This window comes from Pseudomonas sp. MWU16-30322 (assembly GCF_020515535.1).
GTDB classification, from domain to species: domain Bacteria; phylum Pseudomonadota; class Gammaproteobacteria; order Pseudomonadales; family Pseudomonadaceae; genus Aquipseudomonas; species Aquipseudomonas fluorescens_H.
Map to the genome: position 1 here is coordinate 146,412 of NZ_JAIWYL010000001.1, position 21,874 is coordinate 168,285.

At 61.7% G+C, this 21,874-nt stretch carries 19 protein-coding genes; 8 read left to right on the top strand and 11 right to left on the bottom strand.

From position 1 onward, the window contains the following. Positions 1-23 precede the first annotated feature (23 nt). The 7 genes from LCH64_RS00655 to LCH64_RS00685 all read right to left on the bottom strand — a co-directional run bounded on the left by LCH64_RS00655 (position 24) and on the right by LCH64_RS00685 (position 6,218). Positions 24-1,967 (bottom strand): response regulator, encoded by a 1,944-nt coding sequence (locus LCH64_RS00655; RefSeq protein WP_226499174.1) that lies wholly within the window; start codon positions 1,965-1,967, stop codon positions 24-26. Further along, the gene (locus LCH64_RS00660) at positions 1,957-2,832 is read right to left on the bottom strand and encodes an ATP-binding protein (protein WP_003225574.1); all 876 of its coding nucleotides are present in this window, start codon (positions 2,830-2,832) and stop codon (positions 1,957-1,959) included. The genes LCH64_RS00655 and LCH64_RS00660 overlap by 11 nt, the downstream gene beginning before the upstream one ends. Next, entirely contained in the window at positions 2,825-3,835 is a 1,011-nt protein-coding gene (locus LCH64_RS00665; RefSeq protein ID WP_226499454.1) for an ATP-binding protein, read from the bottom strand. Before LCH64_RS00665 ends, LCH64_RS00660 begins: the two co-directional genes overlap by 8 nt. Next, positions 3,832-4,236: an anti-sigma regulatory factor gene (locus LCH64_RS00670; RefSeq protein WP_027613681.1), complete on the bottom strand. Its 405-nt coding sequence runs from the start codon at positions 4,234-4,236 to the stop codon at positions 3,832-3,834. Before LCH64_RS00670 ends, LCH64_RS00665 begins: the two co-directional genes overlap by 4 nt. Next, positions 4,233-4,595, bottom strand: coding sequence for an STAS domain-containing protein (locus LCH64_RS00675; protein WP_003225568.1), 363 nt, complete (start codon positions 4,593-4,595; stop codon positions 4,233-4,235). The genes LCH64_RS00670 and LCH64_RS00675 overlap by 4 nt, the downstream gene beginning before the upstream one ends. Before the next feature lie 4 nt (positions 4,596-4,599). Then, positions 4,600-5,451 (bottom strand): STAS domain-containing protein, encoded by an 852-nt coding sequence (locus tag LCH64_RS00680; protein ID WP_226499175.1) that lies wholly within the window; start codon positions 5,449-5,451, stop codon positions 4,600-4,602. 245 nt (positions 5,452-5,696) lie between these two features. Then, positions 5,697-6,218 (bottom strand): DUF4142 domain-containing protein, encoded by a 522-nt coding sequence (locus tag LCH64_RS00685; protein ID WP_003225564.1) that lies wholly within the window; start codon positions 6,216-6,218, stop codon positions 5,697-5,699. Between the two features lie 204 nt (positions 6,219-6,422). On the opposite strand from LCH64_RS00685, the gene LCH64_RS00690 reads away from it, so the two are divergent. After that, on the top strand, positions 6,423-6,665 hold the full coding sequence (locus LCH64_RS00690; RefSeq protein WP_027613686.1) for a DUF465 domain-containing protein: 243 nt from the start codon (positions 6,423-6,425) through the stop codon (positions 6,663-6,665). Positions 6,666-6,773: 108 nt separating this feature from the next. Further along, positions 6,774-6,938, top strand: a complete 165-nt coding sequence (locus LCH64_RS00695; protein WP_226499176.1) for a hypothetical protein — start codon at positions 6,774-6,776, stop codon at positions 6,936-6,938. 794 nt (positions 6,939-7,732) lie between these two features. Here LCH64_RS00695 and LCH64_RS00700 read toward each other — a convergent pair. The 4 genes from LCH64_RS00700 to LCH64_RS00715 all read right to left on the bottom strand — a co-directional run bounded on the left by LCH64_RS00700 (position 7,733) and on the right by LCH64_RS00715 (position 12,949). Further along, positions 7,733-8,803, bottom strand: coding sequence for an SMP-30/gluconolactonase/LRE family protein (locus LCH64_RS00700; protein ID WP_226499177.1), 1,071 nt, complete (start codon positions 8,801-8,803; stop codon positions 7,733-7,735). Then, positions 8,800-9,945: an SRPBCC family protein gene (locus tag LCH64_RS00705; RefSeq protein ID WP_226499178.1), complete on the bottom strand. Its 1,146-nt coding sequence runs from the start codon at positions 9,943-9,945 to the stop codon at positions 8,800-8,802. The genes LCH64_RS00700 and LCH64_RS00705 overlap by 4 nt, the downstream gene beginning before the upstream one ends. A 112-nt stretch (positions 9,946-10,057) precedes the next feature. Further along, entirely contained in the window at positions 10,058-10,921 is an 864-nt protein-coding gene (locus LCH64_RS00710) for a LysR family transcriptional regulator (RefSeq protein WP_045122483.1), read from the bottom strand. 309 nt (positions 10,922-11,230) lie between these two features. Further along, positions 11,231-12,949, bottom strand: a complete 1,719-nt coding sequence (locus LCH64_RS00715) for a hydrogenase maturation protein (protein ID WP_226499179.1) — start codon at positions 12,947-12,949, stop codon at positions 11,231-11,233. 296 nt (positions 12,950-13,245) lie between these two features. Between LCH64_RS00715 and LCH64_RS00720 the strand changes: the two genes are divergently transcribed. The 6 genes from LCH64_RS00720 (at position 13,246) to LCH64_RS00745 (ending at position 21,716) form a co-directional block, all read left to right on the top strand. Then, the gene (locus tag LCH64_RS00720; protein ID WP_003225554.1) at positions 13,246-13,755 is read left to right on the top strand and encodes a sigma-70 family RNA polymerase sigma factor; all 510 of its coding nucleotides are present in this window, start codon (positions 13,246-13,248) and stop codon (positions 13,753-13,755) included. Then, positions 13,752-14,699 carry a FecR family protein gene (locus tag LCH64_RS00725; protein ID WP_226499180.1) on the top strand — a complete coding sequence of 316 codons (948 nt, stop codon included), beginning with the start codon at positions 13,752-13,754 and terminating at the stop codon, positions 14,697-14,699. Before LCH64_RS00720 ends, LCH64_RS00725 begins: the two co-directional genes overlap by 4 nt. A gap of 90 nt (positions 14,700-14,789) precedes the next feature. After that, the gene (locus LCH64_RS00730; RefSeq protein WP_226499181.1) at positions 14,790-17,711 is read left to right on the top strand and encodes a TonB-dependent receptor; all 2,922 of its coding nucleotides are present in this window, start codon (positions 14,790-14,792) and stop codon (positions 17,709-17,711) included. A 269-nt stretch (positions 17,712-17,980) separates the two neighbouring features. Beyond that, positions 17,981-18,457: an antitoxin Xre/MbcA/ParS toxin-binding domain-containing protein gene (locus LCH64_RS00735; protein ID WP_226499182.1), complete on the top strand. Its 477-nt coding sequence runs from the start codon at positions 17,981-17,983 to the stop codon at positions 18,455-18,457. Beyond that, positions 18,454-18,957, top strand: a complete 504-nt coding sequence (locus LCH64_RS00740) for an RES domain-containing protein (RefSeq protein ID WP_226499183.1) — start codon at positions 18,454-18,456, stop codon at positions 18,955-18,957. The genes LCH64_RS00735 and LCH64_RS00740 overlap by 4 nt, the downstream gene beginning before the upstream one ends. A gap of 116 nt (positions 18,958-19,073) precedes the next feature. Continuing rightward, complete coding sequence (locus tag LCH64_RS00745) at positions 19,074-21,716, top strand: TonB-dependent receptor (RefSeq protein WP_226499184.1); 2,643 nt, start codon at positions 19,074-19,076, stop codon at positions 21,714-21,716. Positions 21,717-21,874 lie beyond the last annotated feature (158 nt).

A 21,874-nucleotide genomic window follows, 5' to 3' on the forward strand; every position in this document is an offset into this window, starting at 1 on the left:
CCGAGCAACCTGATGGCGGTATGTCAGGCACCATCAAGCGTGCGACGAACCTTGTCCAGCAGTTCGCTGATCTGGAAGGGTTTGACCAGCATATCCATACCGCTGCCGAGGAACACCTGACGATTGATCGCGGTTTCGGCATAACCGGTCATGAACAGGATCGGCAAACCGTCACGCCAGCCCCGCGCCACGTCCGCCAGCTTGCGGCCACTCATGCGCGGCAGGCCGACGTCGCTCAGCAGCAGGTTGATCGTCGGGTCATTCTGCAAACGATCCAGCGCGGTTTCGATATCCGCTGCCTGGGTGCAGCGATAACCCGCGTCCTCCAGCACTTCGGTGACGAACATGCGCACCGCCGGCATGTCCTCGACAATCAGCACATGCTCGCCCGAGCCCTGCGGGTCGACCACCACCGGAGCAACATCAGCTCCAGTCGGGTCGCTGGTGGCCGGCAGCATGATCGTCACTTCAGTGCCGCGCCGTGCCACGCTGCGAATGTGGGCATCGCCGCCGGACTGGCGGGCGAAACCGTAGATTGTCGACAGTCCCAACCCGGTGCCCTGGCCCAGCGGTTTGGTGGTGAAGAACGGGTCGAACACCTTGTCGATCACGCTGTGCTCGATGCCGGTGCCGTCATCGCGCACCGACAGTGCGACATAGGCGCCATCGGCCAGGTTCGGATCGCCATGGGAATAGGCGGCATAGGTGTTGACCCAGATATTGCCGCCCTTGGGCAGCGCATCCCGGGCGTTGATCACCAGATTCAGCACCGCGCTTTCCAGTTGCACCGGATCGACCAGGGCGATCGCCGGTTTGTTGGTCAGCTCAAGTTTGAGGGTGATGCGTTCGCCGATGGTGCGCATCAGCAATTCTTCCAGTGAGCGCACCTGCTCGTTGATGTCTACCGGTCGCGTATCCAGCGGCTGTTGACGGGCGAAGGCCAGCAGGCGATGGGTCAGGGACGCTGCGCTCATCGCCGAATTGAGTGCCGCTTCGGCGTAGAACTGCACCTTGTCCGGACGCGCATCGGCCATGCGTTTCTGGATCAGTTCGAGGCTGGTGATGATCCCGGTGAGCAGGTTGTTGAAGTCGTGGGCGATGCCGCCGGTGAGCTTGCCCAGCGCGTCCATTTTCTGCACTTGCAGCAGCTGCGCTTCGGCGCGCACCCGCTCGGCGACTTCCTTGGCCAGTTGTGTCGTGGTGTCGTCCAGCCGCGCCAGGTGCGAGCGCTCGCGATGGCGGTGTTCAGTGATGTCCTCGACAAACACCAGGCTCAGCTGCGGCGTGCGGTACGGCGAGATTTGCCACTCGGTTTCGCGTACCTCGCCGCGCACGCGCATGTTCAGCGTGCCTTTCCAGCGCTCGCCATCGACCAGCCGCAGGCGCAGCTCGTTGAGGATCGCGCCCTGGTCCTCGTCGAAGCATTCGCTGAGGGTATCGGGGTTGCGGTTGTCCTGAATCATCCGGGTGAAGGCGTGGTTGCACTCATGCACTTTCAGGTTGGCATCGAGCACGGCAATCGGCGCTGAAACGTTGACGAAAATCTCGCGAAAGCGTGCCTCGCTTTCACGCAGCGCGTTTTCCGTGTCGCGTACCCGCAGCAGGGTGCGCAGGGTCGCCAGCAAGACGTCCGGGTCCACCGGGTGAATCAGGTAGGCATCGGCGCCGGCGTCGAGGCCGGTGATGATGTCGCCGGTCTGGATCGACGCGGCAGACACGTGGATCACCGGCAGCAACGCAGTGCGTGCATCGGCGCGCAAGATGCGCACGATGTCGAAGCCGCTCATGTCCGGCAGGTTGACGTCGAGGATCAGCGCCTCGAGCGGCTCGCTCTCGATCAGCGCCAGGCCCTCGCTGCCGGTGCCGGCCTCCAGCACTTCGTAGCCATGGCGCTCCAGGCGCCGGCGCAAGGCGTAGCGGGTGGCGACGTTGTCGTCGACGATCAACAGACGGATGTCACGTTTCATCGACGTTCTCCAAGGCGAGCGCCAGTGGAATGATCACGAAAAAGGTCGAGCCGACCCCCGGTGTACTGTCCATCCCGACCTCGCCGCCGAGCAGCGCCGCGAAGCGCTTGCACAGCGACAAGCCGAGGCCGGTACCGCGCAGGCGTTTCTGCAGTGGCGAGTCGACCTGCGAGAAGTCCTCGAACAATGCACCATGCAGCTCCGGCGCGATACCGATGCCGGTGTCGCTGACGGCAAAACGTACTTTGTCCGAGCCTTCCAGGCGCGCCGAAACCCGCACTTCGCCACGGGTGGTGAACTTCAGCGAGTTGGAAATGAAGTTGCGCAGAATCTGCGCGAGTTTCTTGTCGTCGGTGTACAGGCGCGGCAGGCCGACCGGCTCTTCGAAGATCAAGTCTACCGCCGAGGCATCGACGATCGGCCGGAACATCCCGCGAAGGGCGGAAAACAGGTCGAACATGTCGAACCACGCCGGGGAAATGGTGATCCGCCCGGCCTCGATCTTCGCCAGATCGAGCAAGTCATCGACCATGTCGCTGAGTTCACGGGCGGCGCTGCTGACGAACGCCACCTGCTTGTGCTGCTCGGGGCTGAGCGGGCCGTCGAGCTCGTCGGCCAGCAAACTGTTGATGCTCAGGATCGAGCCCAGCGGGGTGCGGAACTCATGGCTCATGTACGACAGAAAACGGCTTTTCAGGTCCGAGGCCTGCTTCAGCTCTTCCGCCTGGGTATCGAGTTCGGCGTAGAGCGCCAGCACGCCCTGATTGGTTTCGTCGAGTTCTTCGCGCAGGGCGGCGGTCTCGCTCTGCAACTGGGCAATCAGCGCAGCCTGCTCGGCGGGGTTCAGGGTTGGCGACTCAGCCATGGGCGGCCTCCAGGGCAACGACCAGCACCGTTACATCGTCGCGCCCGCGACAGAAGTCGCGGTGCAGGACGCTGGCTATCACGGCGGGATGGCGGTGCACCAGGCCGGGGTAGTCTTGAAGATTCCAACGGGACTGCAAGCCGTCGCTGTACATGATCAATAGATGTCCGTTCACGTGAGCATAGTCAAAGGGCTGGGCTTTCCGGTATTGGCCGCCGACGATGCCCGGATGCGAGGCCAGCCCCCGCGACTTGTCGGCGGTGATCAGGCTGGCGCCGATGTTGCCCACGCCAGTAAAGGTCAGGCCGTCGCGGGCGGCATTGAACTGGGCGAACGCTGCGGCGCCGCCACGGCTGCCGATCATGTCGCGGTGCATGTCCTCCATCAGCAGCACCGGGCTGGCGAACGGGGTCGCGGCGAACACCCGCTCGCCGGCCTTGGCCGCGCGCTCGGCATCCTCCCCGTGACCGAGGCCGTCGATGATCAGCGCACTGACGTTAGCGCCGTTGTACGCCAGGTGCCAGGTGTCGCCGCACGCCGGGTCGTTGTGCAACGAGTGCTGGCTGACGCCGTAGCGCAAGTCTGGCTCACGATCGCCGCGTGGATACAAACGCGCCAGCAGCACCGCGCCACGGGCGTCGGCGTGGACGTCAAACACTTCGGTCTGCCGCGCCACGGCACCCAGTCCAATGCCTTGGGTGCCACCGGTGGAAAAACCGTCGGTGAGGCAGGCGTCGAGGTCAAAGCCCTGGGCGCGATCCACCGCGATCATCTCGATGCCGTACCCGTTGGGGCGCGGCAGCAGGCGCAGGTGAACTTCGCCGCGGCTGGCGTGCTTGAGCACATTGCTCGCCAGTTCGGTGGCAACCAGCGCCACGCGCCCGGCATCGGTTGCATCAAAGCCGTGTTGCTCGGCCAGCCGTTGTGCGGTGCGCCGGGCATGGCCGATCTGGCTGCTGTCTTCGATCAGCAGCACCTGGGTCAGCGACCCTGCGATATTCATGTCCATCGGGTGATCGTTATTCGCGTGCCCTTGCCGGGCGCAGTGTCCAGTTCGAACTCCTCGACCAGGCGTTTTGCCCCGGTCAGGCCCAGGCCCATGCCGCTGCCGGAGGTCCAGCCGTCGGTCATCGCCAGTTTGATATCGGCAATACCGGGGCCTTCGTCGCGGAACGTCAAGCGCAGACCGACCTTGTGATCTTCATCGAGAATCTGCCAGTCCATGTCGCCGCCGCCACCGTAAACCATGGTGTTGCGGGCCAGTTCGCTGACCGCCGTGACCATTTTGGTCAGGTCGATCAGGCGCATCCCGCATTCGGTGGCCAGTTTGCGGGCGGTCTGGCGTGCGAGCACGACATCCTGCTCGATATGGATGGGTTGAGTACCGCTGCTGCGTACGGTCATTGCCGGTTTACTCGTTCCTGCAGCAGTTTCATCCCGCGCTCGACGTTCAGTGCGGTGCTGACACCCGGCAGGGTCAGGCCGAGTTCGACCAGGGTGATCGCCACCGCCGGCTGCATGCCGACCAGCATGGTTTCGGCGTCCATGATTTTTGACAGGGCGGAAATCGTGCTGATCATCCGGCCAATGAACGAGTCGACCATGTCCAGCGCCGAGATGTCGATCAGCACGCCACGCGCCGAGGTGTTGCTGATGCGCTCGGACAAGTCGTCCTGCAACGTGAGGGCGAGCTGGTCATGCATGTCGACCTGAATGGTCACCAGCAGGAACTTGCCCATTTGGAGAATCGGGATACGTTCCATCGGCTCAGACCGCTTGGCCGAGGCTGATGCCCAGGCGGGTGAGGGCGAGTTTCAGTGCGTCGGCCAGGTTCGCCTTGGTCACCACACCTTGCAGGTCGAGGCCGAGGTGGACGATGGTCTGGGCGATTTGCGGACGCACGCCGCTGATGATGCAGTCGGCACCCATCAGACGAATCGCGGTCACGGTTTTCAGCAGGTGCTGGGCGACCAGCGTGTCGACGGTCGGCACACCGGTGATGTCGATGATGGCGATTTCCGATCCCGTGTCGACGATGCGTTGCAGGAGCGATTCCATCACCACTTGGGTGCGTTGCGAATCGAGGGTGCCGATCATCGGCAGCGCCAGCACGCCGTCCCACAGCTTGACCACCGGAGTGGACAGCTCCAGCAGTTCTTCCTGCTGACGCTTGATCACCGCCTCGCGGGATTTCTGGAAGGTGCGGATGGTGTGCAAGCCGAAGGCGTCGAACAACTCGGAAATTTCCCAGAGTTGTTCGGCCAGCAGCGCGGGTTGTTCGCGGTAGTGACTTTGCAGCAGGGAGAACAGCGGGCCTTTGAGGGCGAAGATGAAACTGGCGGTCTGTTGCGAATCCTGACCGAGCAGGGCACGGCTATGGGAGAGCTTTTCGAGGAACTGGCGGGTGGACTCCCAGCCCGGCGCATTGATGTTGGTGCCGTTGTCGTCCTGCAGGCCGTTGAGCACCAGTTGCAGGAATTCGCTGGTCTGCTGTTGCAGGTCGTGTTCTTTGAGGTTGCGGTTGGCGCCGCTGGTTTCCAGTCCGTTGATCCATTCGCCCAGCAGTTGTGGTTGTTTGTTCTTCATCGCATCGAGTGTGCTGTTCTGCAGTGCTGCCATGTGCCTGTTGCTCCGTAACGAATTGGGGGCCGATTCTGCAAAAATTGACCGGCGCGAAGTCAGTGACCTTTGCCGTTCAAAATAGTTGTTCGGTTGCGCGAGGATATTTTTGACCTGACGCAAAGAATGCCCCGATAACTCTAGTCGGCATGGCTGCAGTCGGCGGCTTTTTGCTTGCAGAACGGGAGGCACGGCCACAAAAAAGCCGCATCGACCGAATGCGGCTTCAGGGGCGGGCGAGCGGATTATTTGCTTGGATGCTTGGCTTGCAGGTCTTTGGCCGCGGCCAGGTGTTTTTCCAGCGCCGGGAGCATTTTCTGGGCGAAAGCTTTCAACTCGGTGGCACCTTTGACCTGGTCGTCGGTCACGGTGTTGGCCTCTTTCTTGAACAGCTCGATGGTTTCTTCGTGGGCCTTGACCTGGTTGTTGGCGTAGGCCGCATCGAACGATTCATCGCGCATGTCGAGGATCTTTTCCTTGGCCTGCTTGACCAGGGTGGTGGTGTCCGGAACCTTGATGTCATGGGCCTGGGCAATGCTGGCCAGCTCATCGTTGGCCTTGCTGTGGTCAGTGATCATCATGTTGGCGAAGGCCTTGATGTCGGCCGACTGGCTTTTTTCCAGGGCGAGACGGCTGGTTTCGATCTCGGAAATGCCACCGGCTGCGGCGTTGTCGACAAAGCTGTTCGAGGTGGCGGCGAAGGCACTGCCCATGCCGGCGCTCAGGGCGACAGCCAAAACGAGATGACGCAGGTTGAATCCGTCCATTGATGTTTCTCCACACAGGTTTTTGTTGACGTTATGCAATGGAGGGAGCGGAGCGGGAAAAGGTTTGATCGCGTTTCCGACAGGGCGACGAACGGCCACCGCTGGTCTGACAGGAGGTCGACAGAACGGCCCGACCAAGGCCATTCTGATAACTGCCAGCGCAATCGGTCGCGTTGGCTACCGATCAACTGACGGAGGTGTTCCATGCCGGTGACTCATGACCTGTATCAGGATTTGAAGCTAACGAAGGAAGAGGTCCAGCAAAAACGCACCGAGGATCCGTTTCTGGATGCGCTGATCAACAAGTACTCCCAGGCGGACGCCGAAGTAGTCAAGGCCGAGACGGCGACCTCGGATGCACCCAGCGATGACACACTGAAAAAGCTCAAAGAGAAACGCTTGCAGGTCAAAGACAAGATCGTCGCGCAGTTACAGGCTCGATCCTGACCGTCAGTCGCTTCACCGATCCGCGATGGTGAAATGACTGAACGCAGCCCCCGACCGGCACCTCGAATGTACAGAGTCTTCACTCAGCGACTCATTGCGAGGTGCCTCATGAACAGACCCAGATTCCCCAGTGAAGAGCAGGGCGGTTTCGACCCGGTTCCCACGCATCCCGAACCCAACAGCCCGGCGCACACCACCACTTTTCCCGAAGAGCCGGATGAGGATCTGCCTGAAGATGAAGATCCGGACAAGTTTGATAGATCCGGTAACTGATAAACCGCTATCGCGAGCAGGCTCACTCCTACAACTGGAATGCAATCCCCCTGTGGGAGCGGGCTTGCTCGCGAAGAGGCCTGCACAGGCGAAATCATTGTTGCCTGACACACCGCTTTCGCGAGCAAGCCCGCTCTCACATTTGCCATGCATCATTTCAATGCATCCGCCAACGGCAATCGCGCCATGTGCGTAGCCTTCAGCGACCCCAGATACAGCCAGTCCCCATATTCCCGCGCCGTGGTGAAAGTTGACCCAGTCCCAGTGTGGGAGCGGGCTTGCTCGCGAAGAGGCCTGCACAGGCGAAATCATTGTTGCCTGACACACCGCTTTCGCGAGCAAGCCCGCTCCCACATTTGCCATGCATCATTTCAATGCATCAGCGAACGGCAATCGCGCCATGTGCGTAGCCTTCAGCGACCCCAGATACAGCCAGTCCCCATATTCCCGCGCCGTGGTGAAAGTTGACCCAGTCCCAGTGTGGGAGCGGGCTTGCTCGCGAAGAGGCCTGCACAGGCGAAATCATTGTTGCCTGACACACCGCTTTCGCGAGCAAGCCCGCTCCCACATTTGCCATGCATCATTTCAATGCATCCGCCAACGGCAATCGCGCTATGTGCGTAGCCTTCAGCGACCCCAGATACAGCCAGTCCCCATAATCCCGCGCCTTGGTGAAAGTTGACCCAGTCCCAGTGTGGGAGCGGGCTTGCTCGCGAAGAGGCCTGCACAGGCGAAATCATTGTTGCCTGACACACCGCTTTCGCGAGCAAGCCCGCTCCCACATTGGCCCGGACTCACTTCAATGCATCCGCCAACGGCAACCGCGCCATGTGCGTAGCCTTCAGCGACCCCAGATACAACCAGTCCCCATACTCGCGCGCCGTGGTGATCGGCGAGTAATTTCCGCTGCTGGCGTCCTGCAGATTGGCGATCACCTTGCCCTCAAGATCCAGCCCCAGGACAAACCCGCGCTTCTCCACCGGTTTGGGCAATACCGTCAGCGCGCGCACGATCATCTTGCGTACGAACGGATGCCCGGCGGTGCTATCGAGCAAGGCACTGCGTGGCGCGTAGAGCGCGACCCAGAAGCGGTTGCTGCCGTTGAAGGCGAGGTTGTCCGGCAGGCCGGGCAGGTTGTCGATGAACAGGTCATGGGTGCCAGCCTTGGGCCCCGTCAGCCAGTAGCGGCTGATGCGGTAGGCGCCGGTTTCGTTGACCAGCACATAGGCGTCATCCGGGCCGAGGGTCACGCCGTTGGCAAACTCCAGTTTGTCGAGCAGCACGCTGGTCTTGCCGGTCTGAAAGTCATAACGCAGCAAACGGCCGTCGCCAGCGTGTTCGATGATCGCTTCGCCGTCATGGCCATAGCTCCAGCGGCTGCTGGCGTCGCTGAAATAGGCGTAGTGTCCGGACTTGTCGATCGCCACATCGTCGGTAAAACCGAAGGGCAGGCCATTGGCCTCGGTGGTCAGAGGAATCAATCGGCCCTGAGCGTCGAGCGACAGCAGACCTTTGACCGCGTCGGCGATCACCAGCAAACCATTGGGATGCCGCGCCAGACCCAGCGGCCGGCCGCCGGTGTCGGTCAGCACCTTGCGCTCCTTGCCATCGAGGCTGGTGCGGATCAGTCGCCCGTCATGCAGGCCGGTGATCAGGAAGTCGCCTTCCAGCAGCAGTGCTTCGGGGCCGTCGATGTCGCTCGGGCCTACCTGTTTGGCGGCCTTGAGCCGCTGGTTTTCCGCGTACGGCCCTTCGTTCAGAGACGGCGCCGCTGGCGGCTTCCACGCCACCGGCTGCACCCTGGTCGGCATCAGCAGCAGAAACGCGATGACGAGGATCACCAGCACTGACAGCAGGCGCTTCATGAACGGTGCCCCGTCAGCGCCAAGTGTCTGAGCGCCATGCCGCGCAGGGCCTGCATCGAGGTCGCCGATTCACGTTCGATGCGGCGCTTGAGCAACAAGCGATTGGCAAGGCGCATGCCCAGGCCATCGAATTGGTAATCCAGGGTGCGCACGAACCGCGTGCCATCGGCTTCTGCCGCGCATTCGTAGGTCAGCAGCAGCGATAAACCGTGATCGCCGCGCGCTTTTGCGCACCAGCGTCGACCGGGCAGGTACTCGGTGACTTCCCAGCGCAAATGGCCGGCGCGCCCACCGGCATGAATGTCTTCTTCGAAACGCGCACCGGCATGCAGCGGGCCTTGCGGGCCGTCGATTTTCAGCGACGACGGGTGCCACTCGGGCCAGTGGCTGACGCTGGCGGCGTAGCGGAGCACGGCAATCGGCTCGCCGGCGATGTCGATCTGGTGCTGCATGCGGGTCATGGGTGATCTCGAATAGCGCAACGGGGCGGGGTGCGGCTCCCAGTACAGGGTGCCGAACAGGTAATCCATCAGCGGGAAAACGATATTGAAATTGCGTTCCTGCATGCGCTCGCGACGGTGATGCAACTCATGCAGATGACGCATCTGACGGATCCACGGCAGGCGGGTCAGCAGGTTGTGCGCTGGCAAATGCTCGCAGGCGTGAAACACCTCGTAGGCCAGATAGCCCAGCACCATACAGCCGCCGAACAGCCCGGCGACATTGGTATTGAGCTGCGCAAGCAGCCACCACAACGGCAGGGTAATGACTAGCGTATGCACCACGATCAGCCAGGCCGGAAACAGAATCACCCGCCAGTCGCGAGCGCCGTCATAGGTCATGTGGCCGGGGGTGAAAAAGCTGTGATGATCGCCGGCGTGCCGGGCGTAGAACAGCTTGGCGAAAGTCTTTTTGTGGTGGCCGAGATGGCGATGAACCATGTACACGCCGAAGTTGAAGAACAGCAGGGTCAGCGGCACGCTCAGCCATTCCAGCGGCTGTACCTGATGCGCGCTGCTCCAGAATGCGCCGATCGCCAGCACGCCGAACAGCAGCACGAAGGCGCCATGCAGCCACGGGTTGTACAACGGATGAATGGCCGCGCGGTAGCGGCTGCGGAATGCCTCGGTGGTCTGCCTCACTGCGTTCACCTGTGGGTATTGTTGTTATACCCGGCAGATTAGCCGATCCGGCCGTTTGTGCAGGCCGCACCTTGAGGTCACTTGCGCCATGCTCCGGTGTAAAGCGGCCGATTCAGCTCAACGGGTTCCAGCGTTGCGACCAGTCGTCATCGGTGGCGATCACCTGGCGCAGCAGATCGAAGGCCTGTTGCAGCGTGGCCGAGTCACGTTCGCGGGCGTACACCAGATAGGTCGGGTAACCGAATTCCGGGGCTTTGGTCACTGCTTCCAGCGCCCCGGTTTCCAGATAGCTGCGCACCACGCGCGTGCGGAAGTAGCCGCTGCCGCCATGTTCGAGGATGTATTGCAGGGCCAGCGGGCCGAGGTTGAAACTCAGCGCGGCTTTGGCCTTGTCCGGCAGGGCGGCGTCGTGCTGACGGCGGAAATCCGGACCCCAGTCGATGTAGACGTAGGGATCCGGGCGGTTCGGCGCACGCACCAGAATCAGCTTCTCTTCCAACACCTGCTCGACCTGCAGGCCCGGCCAGTATTCCGGCTGATAGACCAGTGCGGCATCGAGCACGCCAAGTTCGAGTTGACGCAGGAGGTTTTCGCCGTCGCGGATTTCCATGCGCAGGGCATGCCCGGGGATCTTCTCGCGCAGTTCGGCGGCCCAACTGAGCATCAACGGATTGCACAGGCTGACTTCGCCGCCGATGTGCAGCACGTTGTGATAACCGTCCAGCAGCGGCAGGTCGCGCCGCGCGGCTTCCCAGGTCTGCACCAGTTGATTGGCATAGACCACGAAGGCTTCGCCATTGGCGGTGAGTTTCGCCCCGGCACGGTTGCGCACGAACAGCGTGCTGCCCAACTGACTTTCAAGTTTCTGCACCCGGGCGGTGATCGCCGTCTGCGTGACGAACAGCTTCTGCGCCGCCGCAGCGAGACTGCCGTGGCGAACGATTTCCAGAAAGGTGCGGGCGAGATCGATGTCCATGGGCGGGCCGGTGTCTGAGGTGCGCGCATTGTAAGTGCCGGCTCGCTACCGCGTCATCGTTCATCGCGAGCAGGCTCACTCCTACAGGGGTGTTGTATCGTTCGCGAAATCGATGGCCACCGCAGAACCCTGTAGGAGTGAGCCTGCTCGCGATGGCGGAATGTCTGTCTAATCAGTGCCGCCTGACACACCGCCATCGCTGGCAAGCCAGCTCCCACAAGTACTGTGTCGGACGCAAGATTTGTGAGCGCCGCAGAAACCTGTGGGAGTCTGGCTTGCCAGCGATGAGGCCGTGGTGGGTGGTGAAGATCAGCCGGCCAACTCGACCTTGCGCACCCGCGCCCAGTCTTCCACCAACCGCGCCGGTGTGCCGCAGGCCTTGCGCTTGTAGACGAAGTGGCGGCACTTCTCGGCAAACTGGTTGCGGTCGTAGAGCATGTCTTCCTGCATTTCCTGCAGTTCGTTTTCCCGGCACTGCTGGATCAGCACCTGATCGACCCGCAACTTGCGCTCGCGCACGGCGGCGTAGGTCGGATCGCTCAGCGTTGCGTTGGCCCTCTGCAGCAGCCACAGCGAAAACTCATCCGGGCAGCGCGGGCCGATTTCCTGGACCATGCCCAGTTGCAGCGCCTGCGTGGCACTGACCGGCAGACAGGCCTGGGTCAGTTGCTCGGCCATCGCCGGGCCGACGGCGCGGGGCAGGCTGTAGGTCCAGTATTCCGAGCCATACAGGCCCATGCTCTTGTAATGCGGATTGAGCACGATGTCGGCGCGGGCAAACACGATGTCGGCGGCCAGCGCCAGCATCACGCCGCCGGCCCCGGCATTGCCGGTTACGCCGCTGACCACCAGTTGCCGCGCGCTGAGCAGTTCGGCGCAGACATCGTCGATCGCCTGAATATTCGCCCACGCTTCGGCCCCCGGGTCCTGCGCAGCCTGGATCACGTTCAGGTGCACACCGTTGGAGAAACTCCCGCGCCCGCCCTTGATCAACAGCACGCGAGTGTCCCGAGACTTGGCCCAGCGCAGCGCCTCGACCATGCGCTGGCACTGTTCGGTGCTCATCGCGCCGTTGTAGAACTCGAACGTCAGCTCACCGACATGCCCGGATTCGCGATAGCGGATCGGCTGATAGGCCTCGTCGCTGAACGGCTGGCTGGCAATCGACCAGTCGAGGGTCGGTACGCCGGCCAATTGCCCGGCCAGCACATGCCGCGCCGGTTGCTTGAAGGTTTCTTCACCGGGTAGCGGTTTGCGCCGCAGCGAGCCGATCCACAAGCTGTGATCGCCGGTCGCGACCAGCACCGCGTCGTCATGTACCGCGAGAATCTTGCCGGGAATGCCGGTGCGCTGATCAAGGTGCGCGTCGTACACGTAATACTGCCCGCCGGCCAGACTCGCCAAAACTCCGGGCTGGCCATCGGCGGCGTCGATGCAGCGTTTGATGAAGCGCGAACAGTCGTGCCAGCTGAAGGTACGGTCGTCCTGCTTCATGTTCGGCTGCAAGCGGCCGCGGACTTTGGGGTCGGTGTAATCCAGTGCGACCGGTTGCACGCCGTCGATGAATTTCTCGACCACTTCGCGAATACAGCGAATCGCCGCATCGCTGACCCGACCGTTGTACAGCTCGGACTTGCGCAGGCCCGACGGCAGATTGAATTCGCAGGTGGCCCAGACCGGGCCGGCGTCCATTTCTTCCACCGCTTGCAGGGCGGTCACGCCCCAGCGTGTCAGTTCATTGCTGATCGCCCAATCCAGCGCGCTGGCGCCACGATCGCCGACGATTCCCGGGTGGATGATCACCACCGGACGCCGGGCATTGCTCCACAGCGCATGCGGCACGCGATCCTTGAGGAACGGGCAGATCACCAGATCGGCGCCGCTGTGTTCGATCTGTTCGCACACCGAGGCTTCATCGGTGAACACCACAACGCTGGGCGAATGCCCGGCTTGGCGCAGCTCGAGCCAGGCGCGTTGGGTCAGGCCGTTGAATGCCGAGGACAGCAGAATAATCTTCAGTGATCGCATGGTTTTCTTCCTTGAAGGGATAGCCGCGGGCTCCCGGTGAGCCGTCCTTGGCGTTCGATGGAGCGCGCAGATTAGAGAGTGCTTCAGGGCGGGCAACTGACCGGGATCAACGTTGTGTCAGTCAATATTTCTGCGGCGACGGCGCGTCTTATTCTCAATAGTTTGCTTATCCTGATTTTTAATTACTTCAAATGTAAGCGGCGCTATTGCACAGTCGCCCCCTGATCTGGAGCCGGACGATCCCGGCAGAACGATGGTTTTTCGCAGCGGGTGGGACCCGTTTCAGGGAGCAAGACATGGGTGATGTTCAAAACCCGCATTACCGGATGATTGGGCAAATGTTCCAAAAGGACTATCGCTGGCTGTGCGCTGCCGTTGGCCGCACGCTGGGTTGCCCGCACAGTGCACAAGACATCGCATCGGAAACCTTTCTACGGGTGTTGGCCCTGCCGGACCCGACCGCCATTCGCGAGCCGCGGGCGCTGCTGACCACCATCGCCCGGCGGCTGGTCTATGAAGGCTGGCGCCGCCAGGACCTGGAACGCGCCTATCTGGAAAGCCTGGCGCTGGCGCCGGAACCGGTGCATCCATCCCCGGAGGAGCGGGCGCTGGTGATCGAGGCGCTGCTGGCGGTCGATCGCCTGCTCAACGGTTTGTCGGCCAAGGCCAAAGCCGCGTTTCTCTACCATCAGCTCGACGGTTTGACCTACAGCGAAATCGGCGAACGGCTGGGGGTTTCCACCAGCCGGGTGCAGCAGTACATGGTCGAGGCCTTCAAGCGTTGCTATCAGGCGATGCAGGCATGAGGCCGGACGAAGCGGTGATCGATGAGGCGGCGCAGTGGATGGCACTGTTGCAGTCCGGCGAGGCCAGCGCAGGCGAGCGTGCCGCGTTCGAAGCGTGGCGCGCGGCCGACCCGAGGCACCAGCGGATCATCGAGCAAATGGGCGGCGGCCTTAACCTGCTGCGTAATCCGACCTTGCGCGGGCTGCCGCGTAACAGCCTGCTGCACAGCCTGAACGCACCGTCGAGTCGGCGGCGCTTTCTCAGCGGCAGCTTGAGTGTGCTCGGCATCGCGGTGCTGGCCGGGTTGCTCGGGCGTCGTTACGGCTGGCTGCCGGAAGCCGGTGAACTGGCGACCGGCACCGGCGAACGACGCGATTTCACTCTGGAGGATGGCAGTGCGCTGAGCCTGAATGCGCGGACGCGGGTAGTGACGCAATTCGATGCGGTTCAGCGCTTGTTGGCATTGCGCACGGGCGAGTTGTTGGTGGATGTCGCCAGGGATCCTGCGCGGCCATTCGTGGTCGAGACCGAGCACGGTCGGATGCGTGCGCTGGGGACGAAATTCCTCGTGCAACAAAACGATGATTTCACCCGGCTGGTGATGCTGCACTCGCAGGTCGAAGTGGTTACCGCCGGCGGTGCGCGGCAGGTGGTGGAGGCGGGGGAGAGTCTGCGGTTCAACGCCCAGGACATTCTGGCTCTGGAGCGCAGCAACGGCCAGGAAAGCGCCTGGGTACAAGGTCGCCTGGAAGTGCGCGACCGACCGTTGAGCGAAGTGATCGACGGCCTGCGCCCATACCGACGCGGCATCCTGCACCTGAGCCCCGAAGTGGCCGGTCTGCGCCTGAGCGGTCTCTATCCGCTGGACGATAGCGACCGCACCCTGCAACTGCTGGAGCGCTCGCTGCCGATCCGCGTCACCTGGCACAACCCGTACTGGGTCAGCATCGGCGCACGGTTATAGCGTCATAACTTCTTGGCCTAATCGCCGCCCTATAAAAAGCGCCGGCCCGCTGCTCATTCCCTGCAGACGCCTTCAACAGGGAAGCCCTTGATGATTTCATTCAAACAACAATTACCGCGCCTGACCCTCGCCGCCGCACTGGCGATGGGGCTCGGACCGACAGTGGTTCATGCGCAGGATTCTGCCGCCCAGGTGTACACCTTCGACATCGCCAGCGGCCCGCTCGATGAGGTCCTGCTGGACATCTCGCGTCAGACCGGCGTACCGATCTCGTTCAGCCAGAATCTGGTGCAAGGCAAACGCAGCAGTGCGGTGCGCGGTGCGTTGGGTGGACGTCAGGCAGTCGAGAAGGCGTTGCTTGGCAGCGGCCTGCAAGTCGAGCAGAGCGCCCAGGGCCTGAGTGTGCGCGAAGGTGAGGCGAACACGCCGGTGGCGGCCAAAGTCAGCGCCGTGGCCCCAGCGACCAGCGCCGATTACCGCATGGAAAAAGTCACCGTCACCGGCTCGCGAATCGCTCGCGCGCAAAGCGATGGTGCGACCCCGGTCAACGTCATCACTCACGAAGAGATGGAAGCGCGCGGCTACAAGAACGTCTACGACGCCCTGGCGACCCAGACGCAAAATACCGGCATGACTCAGGGCGAAGACTATGGCAACACCTGGCAGCCGGCGGCCAGTGCGATCAACCTGCGCGGACTCGGCCCCAATCACACACTGGTGCTGATCAACGGCCGACGCGTCGCCGATTATCCGACCCCGTACGACGGCAAGGTCAACTTCACCAACCTGGCGAACATTCCCTCGGCGGTCATCGAACGCATCGAAATTCTCAGCAGCGGCGCCTCGGCGATCTACGGTTCGGACGCGATTGCCGGGGTGGTCAACATCATCCTCAAGAAGCAGATCAATGGCATCGACGTCAACCTCAAGGGCGGCACCAGCGAGCGTGGCGGTGGCGACAATCAGCGCCTGCAAATCAGCGGCGGCGGCAGTTGGGGCGACTTCGACGGCTTGTTCGGCCTGGAGCTGACCAACCGCGATCCGATCTGGGCCGACGACCGAGGCTTCATGCAGAGTGGCCCGCTGGCGGACGTCGGTTACCGTCGCGACCTGAGCAACAACCGCTACCTTGGCCCCGGTTGCGGTGCCTATCAAGGCACCTTCGACAACAAGCTGTTGAACAACGGCGGACGCTGCCGCACCGATCAGATGTACAACGATTACTGGACCATTCAGACGCAAAAGGAAAACTACGACGGCTACACCCGCGGCACCTGGCACTTCAGCGATAGCGGCCAGGTGTTTGCCGACTTGATGTATGGCCTCGATCACATCCAGAACAACACCCGGGGCCCGACCTTCACCTCACCGGATTTCATCAACCAGAACAGTGGCAATCTTGAGCGCTGGTATCGCCGTTATGGAGAAGAGGAAATCGGTGGTCGTACCAGCAACAACAGCAAGTGGACCGACACGTCGTGGACCGGCACTCTCGGCCTCTCGGACAAGATCGCCGACACCGGCTGGAACTACGATCTGGCCGCCAACCGCTCGGAATACCGCAGCGTCAGAACCACGCGCTACACACCGCTGTCATCGATTCAGGATTTCTACCTCGGCCCGCAATTGGGCACACGTAACGGTTACCCGGTGTTCTCTCCCGATGCCTCGCGTCTCGATCGCCCACTGACGCCACAGGAATGGGATCAGTTTCGCAGCAACCTGACCCAGAACAGCAAGTCGGTTTCCACCAGCTACAACGCCTCGGTCAACGGCGATCTGTTTGATTTGCCGGCCGGCCCGGTCGGATTTGCCGGTGTGCTGGAGGCGGGCAAGCAGGAATATCGCGTCGACCCGGACGACGGTCTGAATGACGGCACTTTCTATGGCGTGAGCCCGGCACAAAGCTCCGGCGGTTCGCGCAAGCGCTATGCGGCCGGTGGCGAGTTCAGCATTCCGCTGACCGACACCGTGCTGGCCACCGCCGCCGGGCGTTGGGACCAGTACAAATTCAGTGGCCGCAGCGAGCAGCAGAAGACCTATAACCTTGGGCTTGAATGGCGTCCGGTCACCAGCCTGTTGCTGCGCGGCAGCTATGGCACCAGTTTCCGCGCACCGGACCTGAACTACATCTATCAGTCCGACAGCAACGGTTACTACCCGGCGCAGATCGACTACTACGGTTGCAGCCAGGGTGTGCAGGGTGCGTGTGATCGCGGGCGGGTCGACTACACCCAGAGCGGGACCCCGGACCTTGAGTCCGAACGCGGTAAATCCTGGACCTATGGTTTTGTCTGGTCACCGTCGCGCAATTTCGATTTCTCCACCGATTTCTGGCGTGTAGAGATCGACGACCTGCTGACCACCGTCGACGAAAACCGCCTGCTGCAACAAGAGAACGAATGCCGCAACGGCACCCAGGACATCAACTCGGCCAACTGCCAGTCGACCCTGGCGCGCATCGACCGCAACCCGGGCAATGCCGCTATCGATCCCAACCAGTTGCAACGGGTGCGAGTCAATGCGATCAATGCCGCCAGCGAGCGGGTCAGCGGTCTGGACTTCAAGAGCAACATTCGTTGGGGGGCCGGCCAGTACGGCGCATTCAGCTCGGCGCTGGGCTACACCCTGGTGCTGTCGCATTTCTACAAGGAGTCCGACGAGGCGCCGACTCAGGACTGGCGCACTTCGCGAACCAACTACGACTGGCGCAGCAAGGTCAACGCCAGTCTGACCTGGGATTACCAGAAAGCCACGGCGACGCTGATGGGCATTCGCTATGGCTCGGTGACCAACGGCGCGGGCGACGGGCGTCTGTCGCCATGGACGGTGTTCAATGCCAGTGCGCGCTACAAGCTCAATGACCGCGCCAGTGTCGGCCTGACCGTGAACAACGTGCTTAACCAGATCAAGCACGATGACTCGGCCGGCTGGCCGTATTACCCGACCGGTAACTATGACCCGTACGGGCGGCAGTGGTGGCTGGATGTGAGTTATCACTTCGGCAGTTGAGCACGCGTTATTTGTCCGTAACGTCCTACGGAAACAGGTGGGGTTTTCGCATAAGTGGGGATATTTCCGACGACATTCTCAGGTTGGTCGTCGGAAGCGCGATCTATAGCATCGGACATGACATTGAAGTCGTACATGGCCTGGACGTTCAGGCCTCTGATAACGGATGGATCATGCGAACTCACCACCTCGAATACGAAACGCCTGTTTATTCCCATCGCCTTCAATGGCGTGACGATCGTGCCAGATGCCCCGTGGAGGATGTCGCGATGCCCAGCGTCAAGATACCCCGGCTGACGGGTGTGAAGAGGGCCGAGGGCAATCCGGTCGACTTGCTCGTGCATGGCCAGAACATAGGTGACGACGCCTTTCTGATCGTTCAACTTACCGACGAAGGTTTTGAGCTGAACGATGTGGTCAATATGCTTTCAACCTCTGAACTGTATCTGCAAGGCGATATGGTCAAACGTATCACCGGCAAGTCGGTCAGAACCGTACGACGATTACTGAAGGAAGGTAAACCGGTACGGCTTGATCCCCAGCAGAGCGTCGTCGCCTACCAATATGCCTTGGTGCTGGAAAAGGCCATTCACGCCTTCGGGAGGCAGTCACGGGCCGAAGAGTGGCTGCGCAAACCCAGCACCTACCTGAGCGGTCGCGTACCCATCGAGTTTATCCGGCACTCACTGGGGTTTCAGATGGTGGAGCAGTATCTGGGGCAGCTGATATACGGGGTTTACCCATGAATCCCTTGCCCTGGGACGAGCATTGGTATGCCTGGCGGCTGGACCCCGAGATTTACGGAGGGACGTGGGACAGCGGGATGGGTTCGAATCTCAATGGTGGCCGATGGAACATACCAGGGCGGCGAGTCGTTTATGCATCAGTCGATCCGTCCTCGGCAATTCTGGAAGTGGCAGCCAATCGCAGTTTTGATGCGCTCGACAGCGAACGTTATGTACTCACATGCTTTGAGGTCATCAGCGAAGCAAAGGTGAAAATCGTCCAGCCGGAGGAGGTGCCGAATCCTTACTGGTTGAGCCCGGCAAAGCCTTCACCCAATCAACAACTGTTTGCCGATGCGTTACTCGCTGAGCATCCGTTTGTGCTGATCCCCTCGGCGGCGACCCGGCACTCCTGGAATCTGCTGGTGAGCTGCGAATTGGCAGAGGGGCAGTTCAGGATGGTTTCCCAGGAGCGGTTTGGGCTGGATACCCGGTTGCTGAAGGAGAGGGAACTGGCTTGATCCACGCCTGCCATTTTTTGCATAACCTCATCACCCAACGGTCTAAATCGGGCTCTATAAAACGCTGCTGTCCATTGCACATCCCTGCATAAACCAAAACGCAGGGATGGCTGTTCATGATCCATTTTTTACCCGTTCGATCTCGTTTGAGCCTGGCCTTGCTGCTGGCAATCAACACCTTGCCGGCGGTCGCCGCTGACGAGCCGACAACCCAGCTGCAACGAGTCGAGGTCACCGGCACGGCGATTCGCCGGGTCGATGCTGAAACAGCGGTGCCGGTCACTATTCTGCGAGTTGAAGAACTGCGCGAGCAGGGCGTGACCACCACCGAAGAACTGGTGAGCCGGATTTCCGCAAACCAGTCCTCAGTCGGCTCGGGGCGTTCGGTGGGTTCGAGCAGCGGCGGTGCGTCGTATGCGGATTTGCGTGGCATCGGCCCGAACAAGACGCTGGTGCTGCTCAATGGTCGGCGGCTGAGCAACAACGCGACCAATGCGATCAATGGTTCCGGGGTTGACCTGAATACCATCCCGTTCGCCGCCATCGATCGTGTCGAGGTGCTGCGTGATGGCGCCTCGGCGCTGTACGGCACTGATGCGATCGGCGGGGTGATCAACTTCATCACCAAGACCAGCCTCACCGAAGGGCAGCTCAGCACCAACTACGACACGCCGACCCATGCCGGCGGTGGTGAAAGTCGTAATTTCAGCGGCAGTTGGGGCTTTGGCGATTTGCAGGATGACCGTTTCAACGTGTTCGGCGTGGTCAGTTATGACAAGCAGCAACGCCTGGCTGCCGAGGATCGTGGCTACACCTACAACTATCAGCCTGGACGCGGCCTCGACTACACCTCCGGCACTGCATCACCGGCGAACTGGAGCCAGGGCAGCAACGCCACCAACCCGCTGGCCAGTTCCGGCTGCAACGCCCCGGGCCTGTTGGCGCGCAATGGTATCTGCCGCCAGAGTCTGTGGAACTACCTCGACCTGGTGCCGGAAACCGAGAAGACCTCGGCCTTCGCCAAAGCAACCGGCAAGCTTTCGGACGACCACAACGTCAGCCTCGAATACTTCTGGGCGCGCAACGAAAACCGCACGCAGATCGGTCCCGGCACGTTGATGGGTAACCAGGTCAATCCCGGCACGGCGTTTTATCCCGGCAACGGCATTACCCCAGGCCCGAACAGCTTCGCTCTCGACCCGACGCAGCCGGTCGATGTGAATTGGCGTGAAAGCGCTGTCGGCGCCCGTCAGCATGAAGACGACAACACCGGGCAGCGTTTGCTGCTGAGCTTTGACGGCAGCGTGGTCGGTTGGGACTACAACGTCGGTGCGTCGTACAACCAGAACAAAGTGGTCAACAGCATCGAGGCCGGCTATGTCAACGACCGCGCCGTCAGCGCCGGCATTGCCAATGGCATCATCAACCCGTTCGGTGCGCAGACTGCTGCCGGGCAGGCGCTGCTGGCAGCCAATTCCGTAGACGGCGATTACGGCACGGCGGTCGGCCGCGTGAAGGCGATTGACGGGCGTGTCAGCCGCGAGATCGGTGACTGGTTCGGTGCCGGCCCTTCGGCGCTGGCGCTGGGTGGCGAATACCGCAAGGAAGATTTCCATCAGGACTTCGCCCAGTTCGCCGCCGACGTGCAGAGCCTGGGTGTCGACCCCAATGCCAGTGTCGCCGGGGATCGCAGTGTCTCGGCGCAGTACGCCGAGGTCAACGTGCCGGTGCTCGACAGCCTCGAATTGTCCGCCGCCGTGCGCCACGACAAGTACAGCGATTTTGGCAGCACCACCAACCCGAAATACTCGTTCCGCTTCCAGCCGTTCAAGGAACTGGTGGTGCGTGGCGCCTACAGTGAAGGTTTCCGCGCGCCGTCACTGTACGAGTTGTACAACCCCAACTTCACCACATTCACGGTCGCCAACTACAACGACCCTCGGCTGTGCGCAGGCGGCAACCCGAGCAACGGCGGGATCGCCAACCGTGACTGCGCCCAGCAGTTCTACAGCAGAACCGGTGGCAACACTGACCTGAGTCCGGAAACCGCACGCAACGTTACCCTCGGCTTCGTCTATCAGCCGTTCGAACGCCTGACCACCGGGCTGGATTTCTGGTGGATCAACATCGCCAACCAGATCGCGGAGTTTCCGGAATCGGCGGTGTTCGAGAACCCGGAGCTGTACCCGGACCGCCTGATTCGCAAGCCTGACGGTTCCATCGATCACATCGTCACGGGCTTGGCCAACCTCGGCAAGATCAAGACCAATGGCGTCGACGTCAGCTTCGACTACCGTTTGCCGAGCACTCCGTACGGCAACTTCGGGATCGGCCTGCAGGGCACTTATGTCAGTCGGTACGAGTACCAGCAGCAGCTCAAGGGCGACTACATCGACAAGCTCGGTGATTTCCGCGGCGGCGACTTCTCCTCGGCGGGTGCCGTGGCCCGCTGGCGCCACAGCCTGACCGGCAGCTGGAACTACGGCCCCTACGGCGTGGCGCTGACCAACCGCTACACCAGCGGCTACCACGACTCCGACCGCGAGACCCACGATTACGTTGGCTCGTACAACGTCTGGGATCTGGCTGGCACCTACACCTGGCGCAAAACCCTGAGCGTAACGCTCGGCGCGAAGAACCTGTTCGATCGTGAGCCACCGTTCAGCAACCAGACCTACACCTTCCAGAGCGGCTACGACCCGAAATACGGCGACCCGTTCGGGCGGACGCTGTACACGCGGGTCAATTACAAGTTCTGAAAATGCCCAGAGGGGGCGGGTTTTAGTCACTTATCGTTCTAAGACCCGCCCTATAAAAATCGCCGGCCTGTTGTACATCACAGGTAGGCAGGATGTTTGGTGACTGTACTGGCGCCTTCGCGAGCAAGCCCGCTCCCACAGGGGAGCAGCGGTGAGCA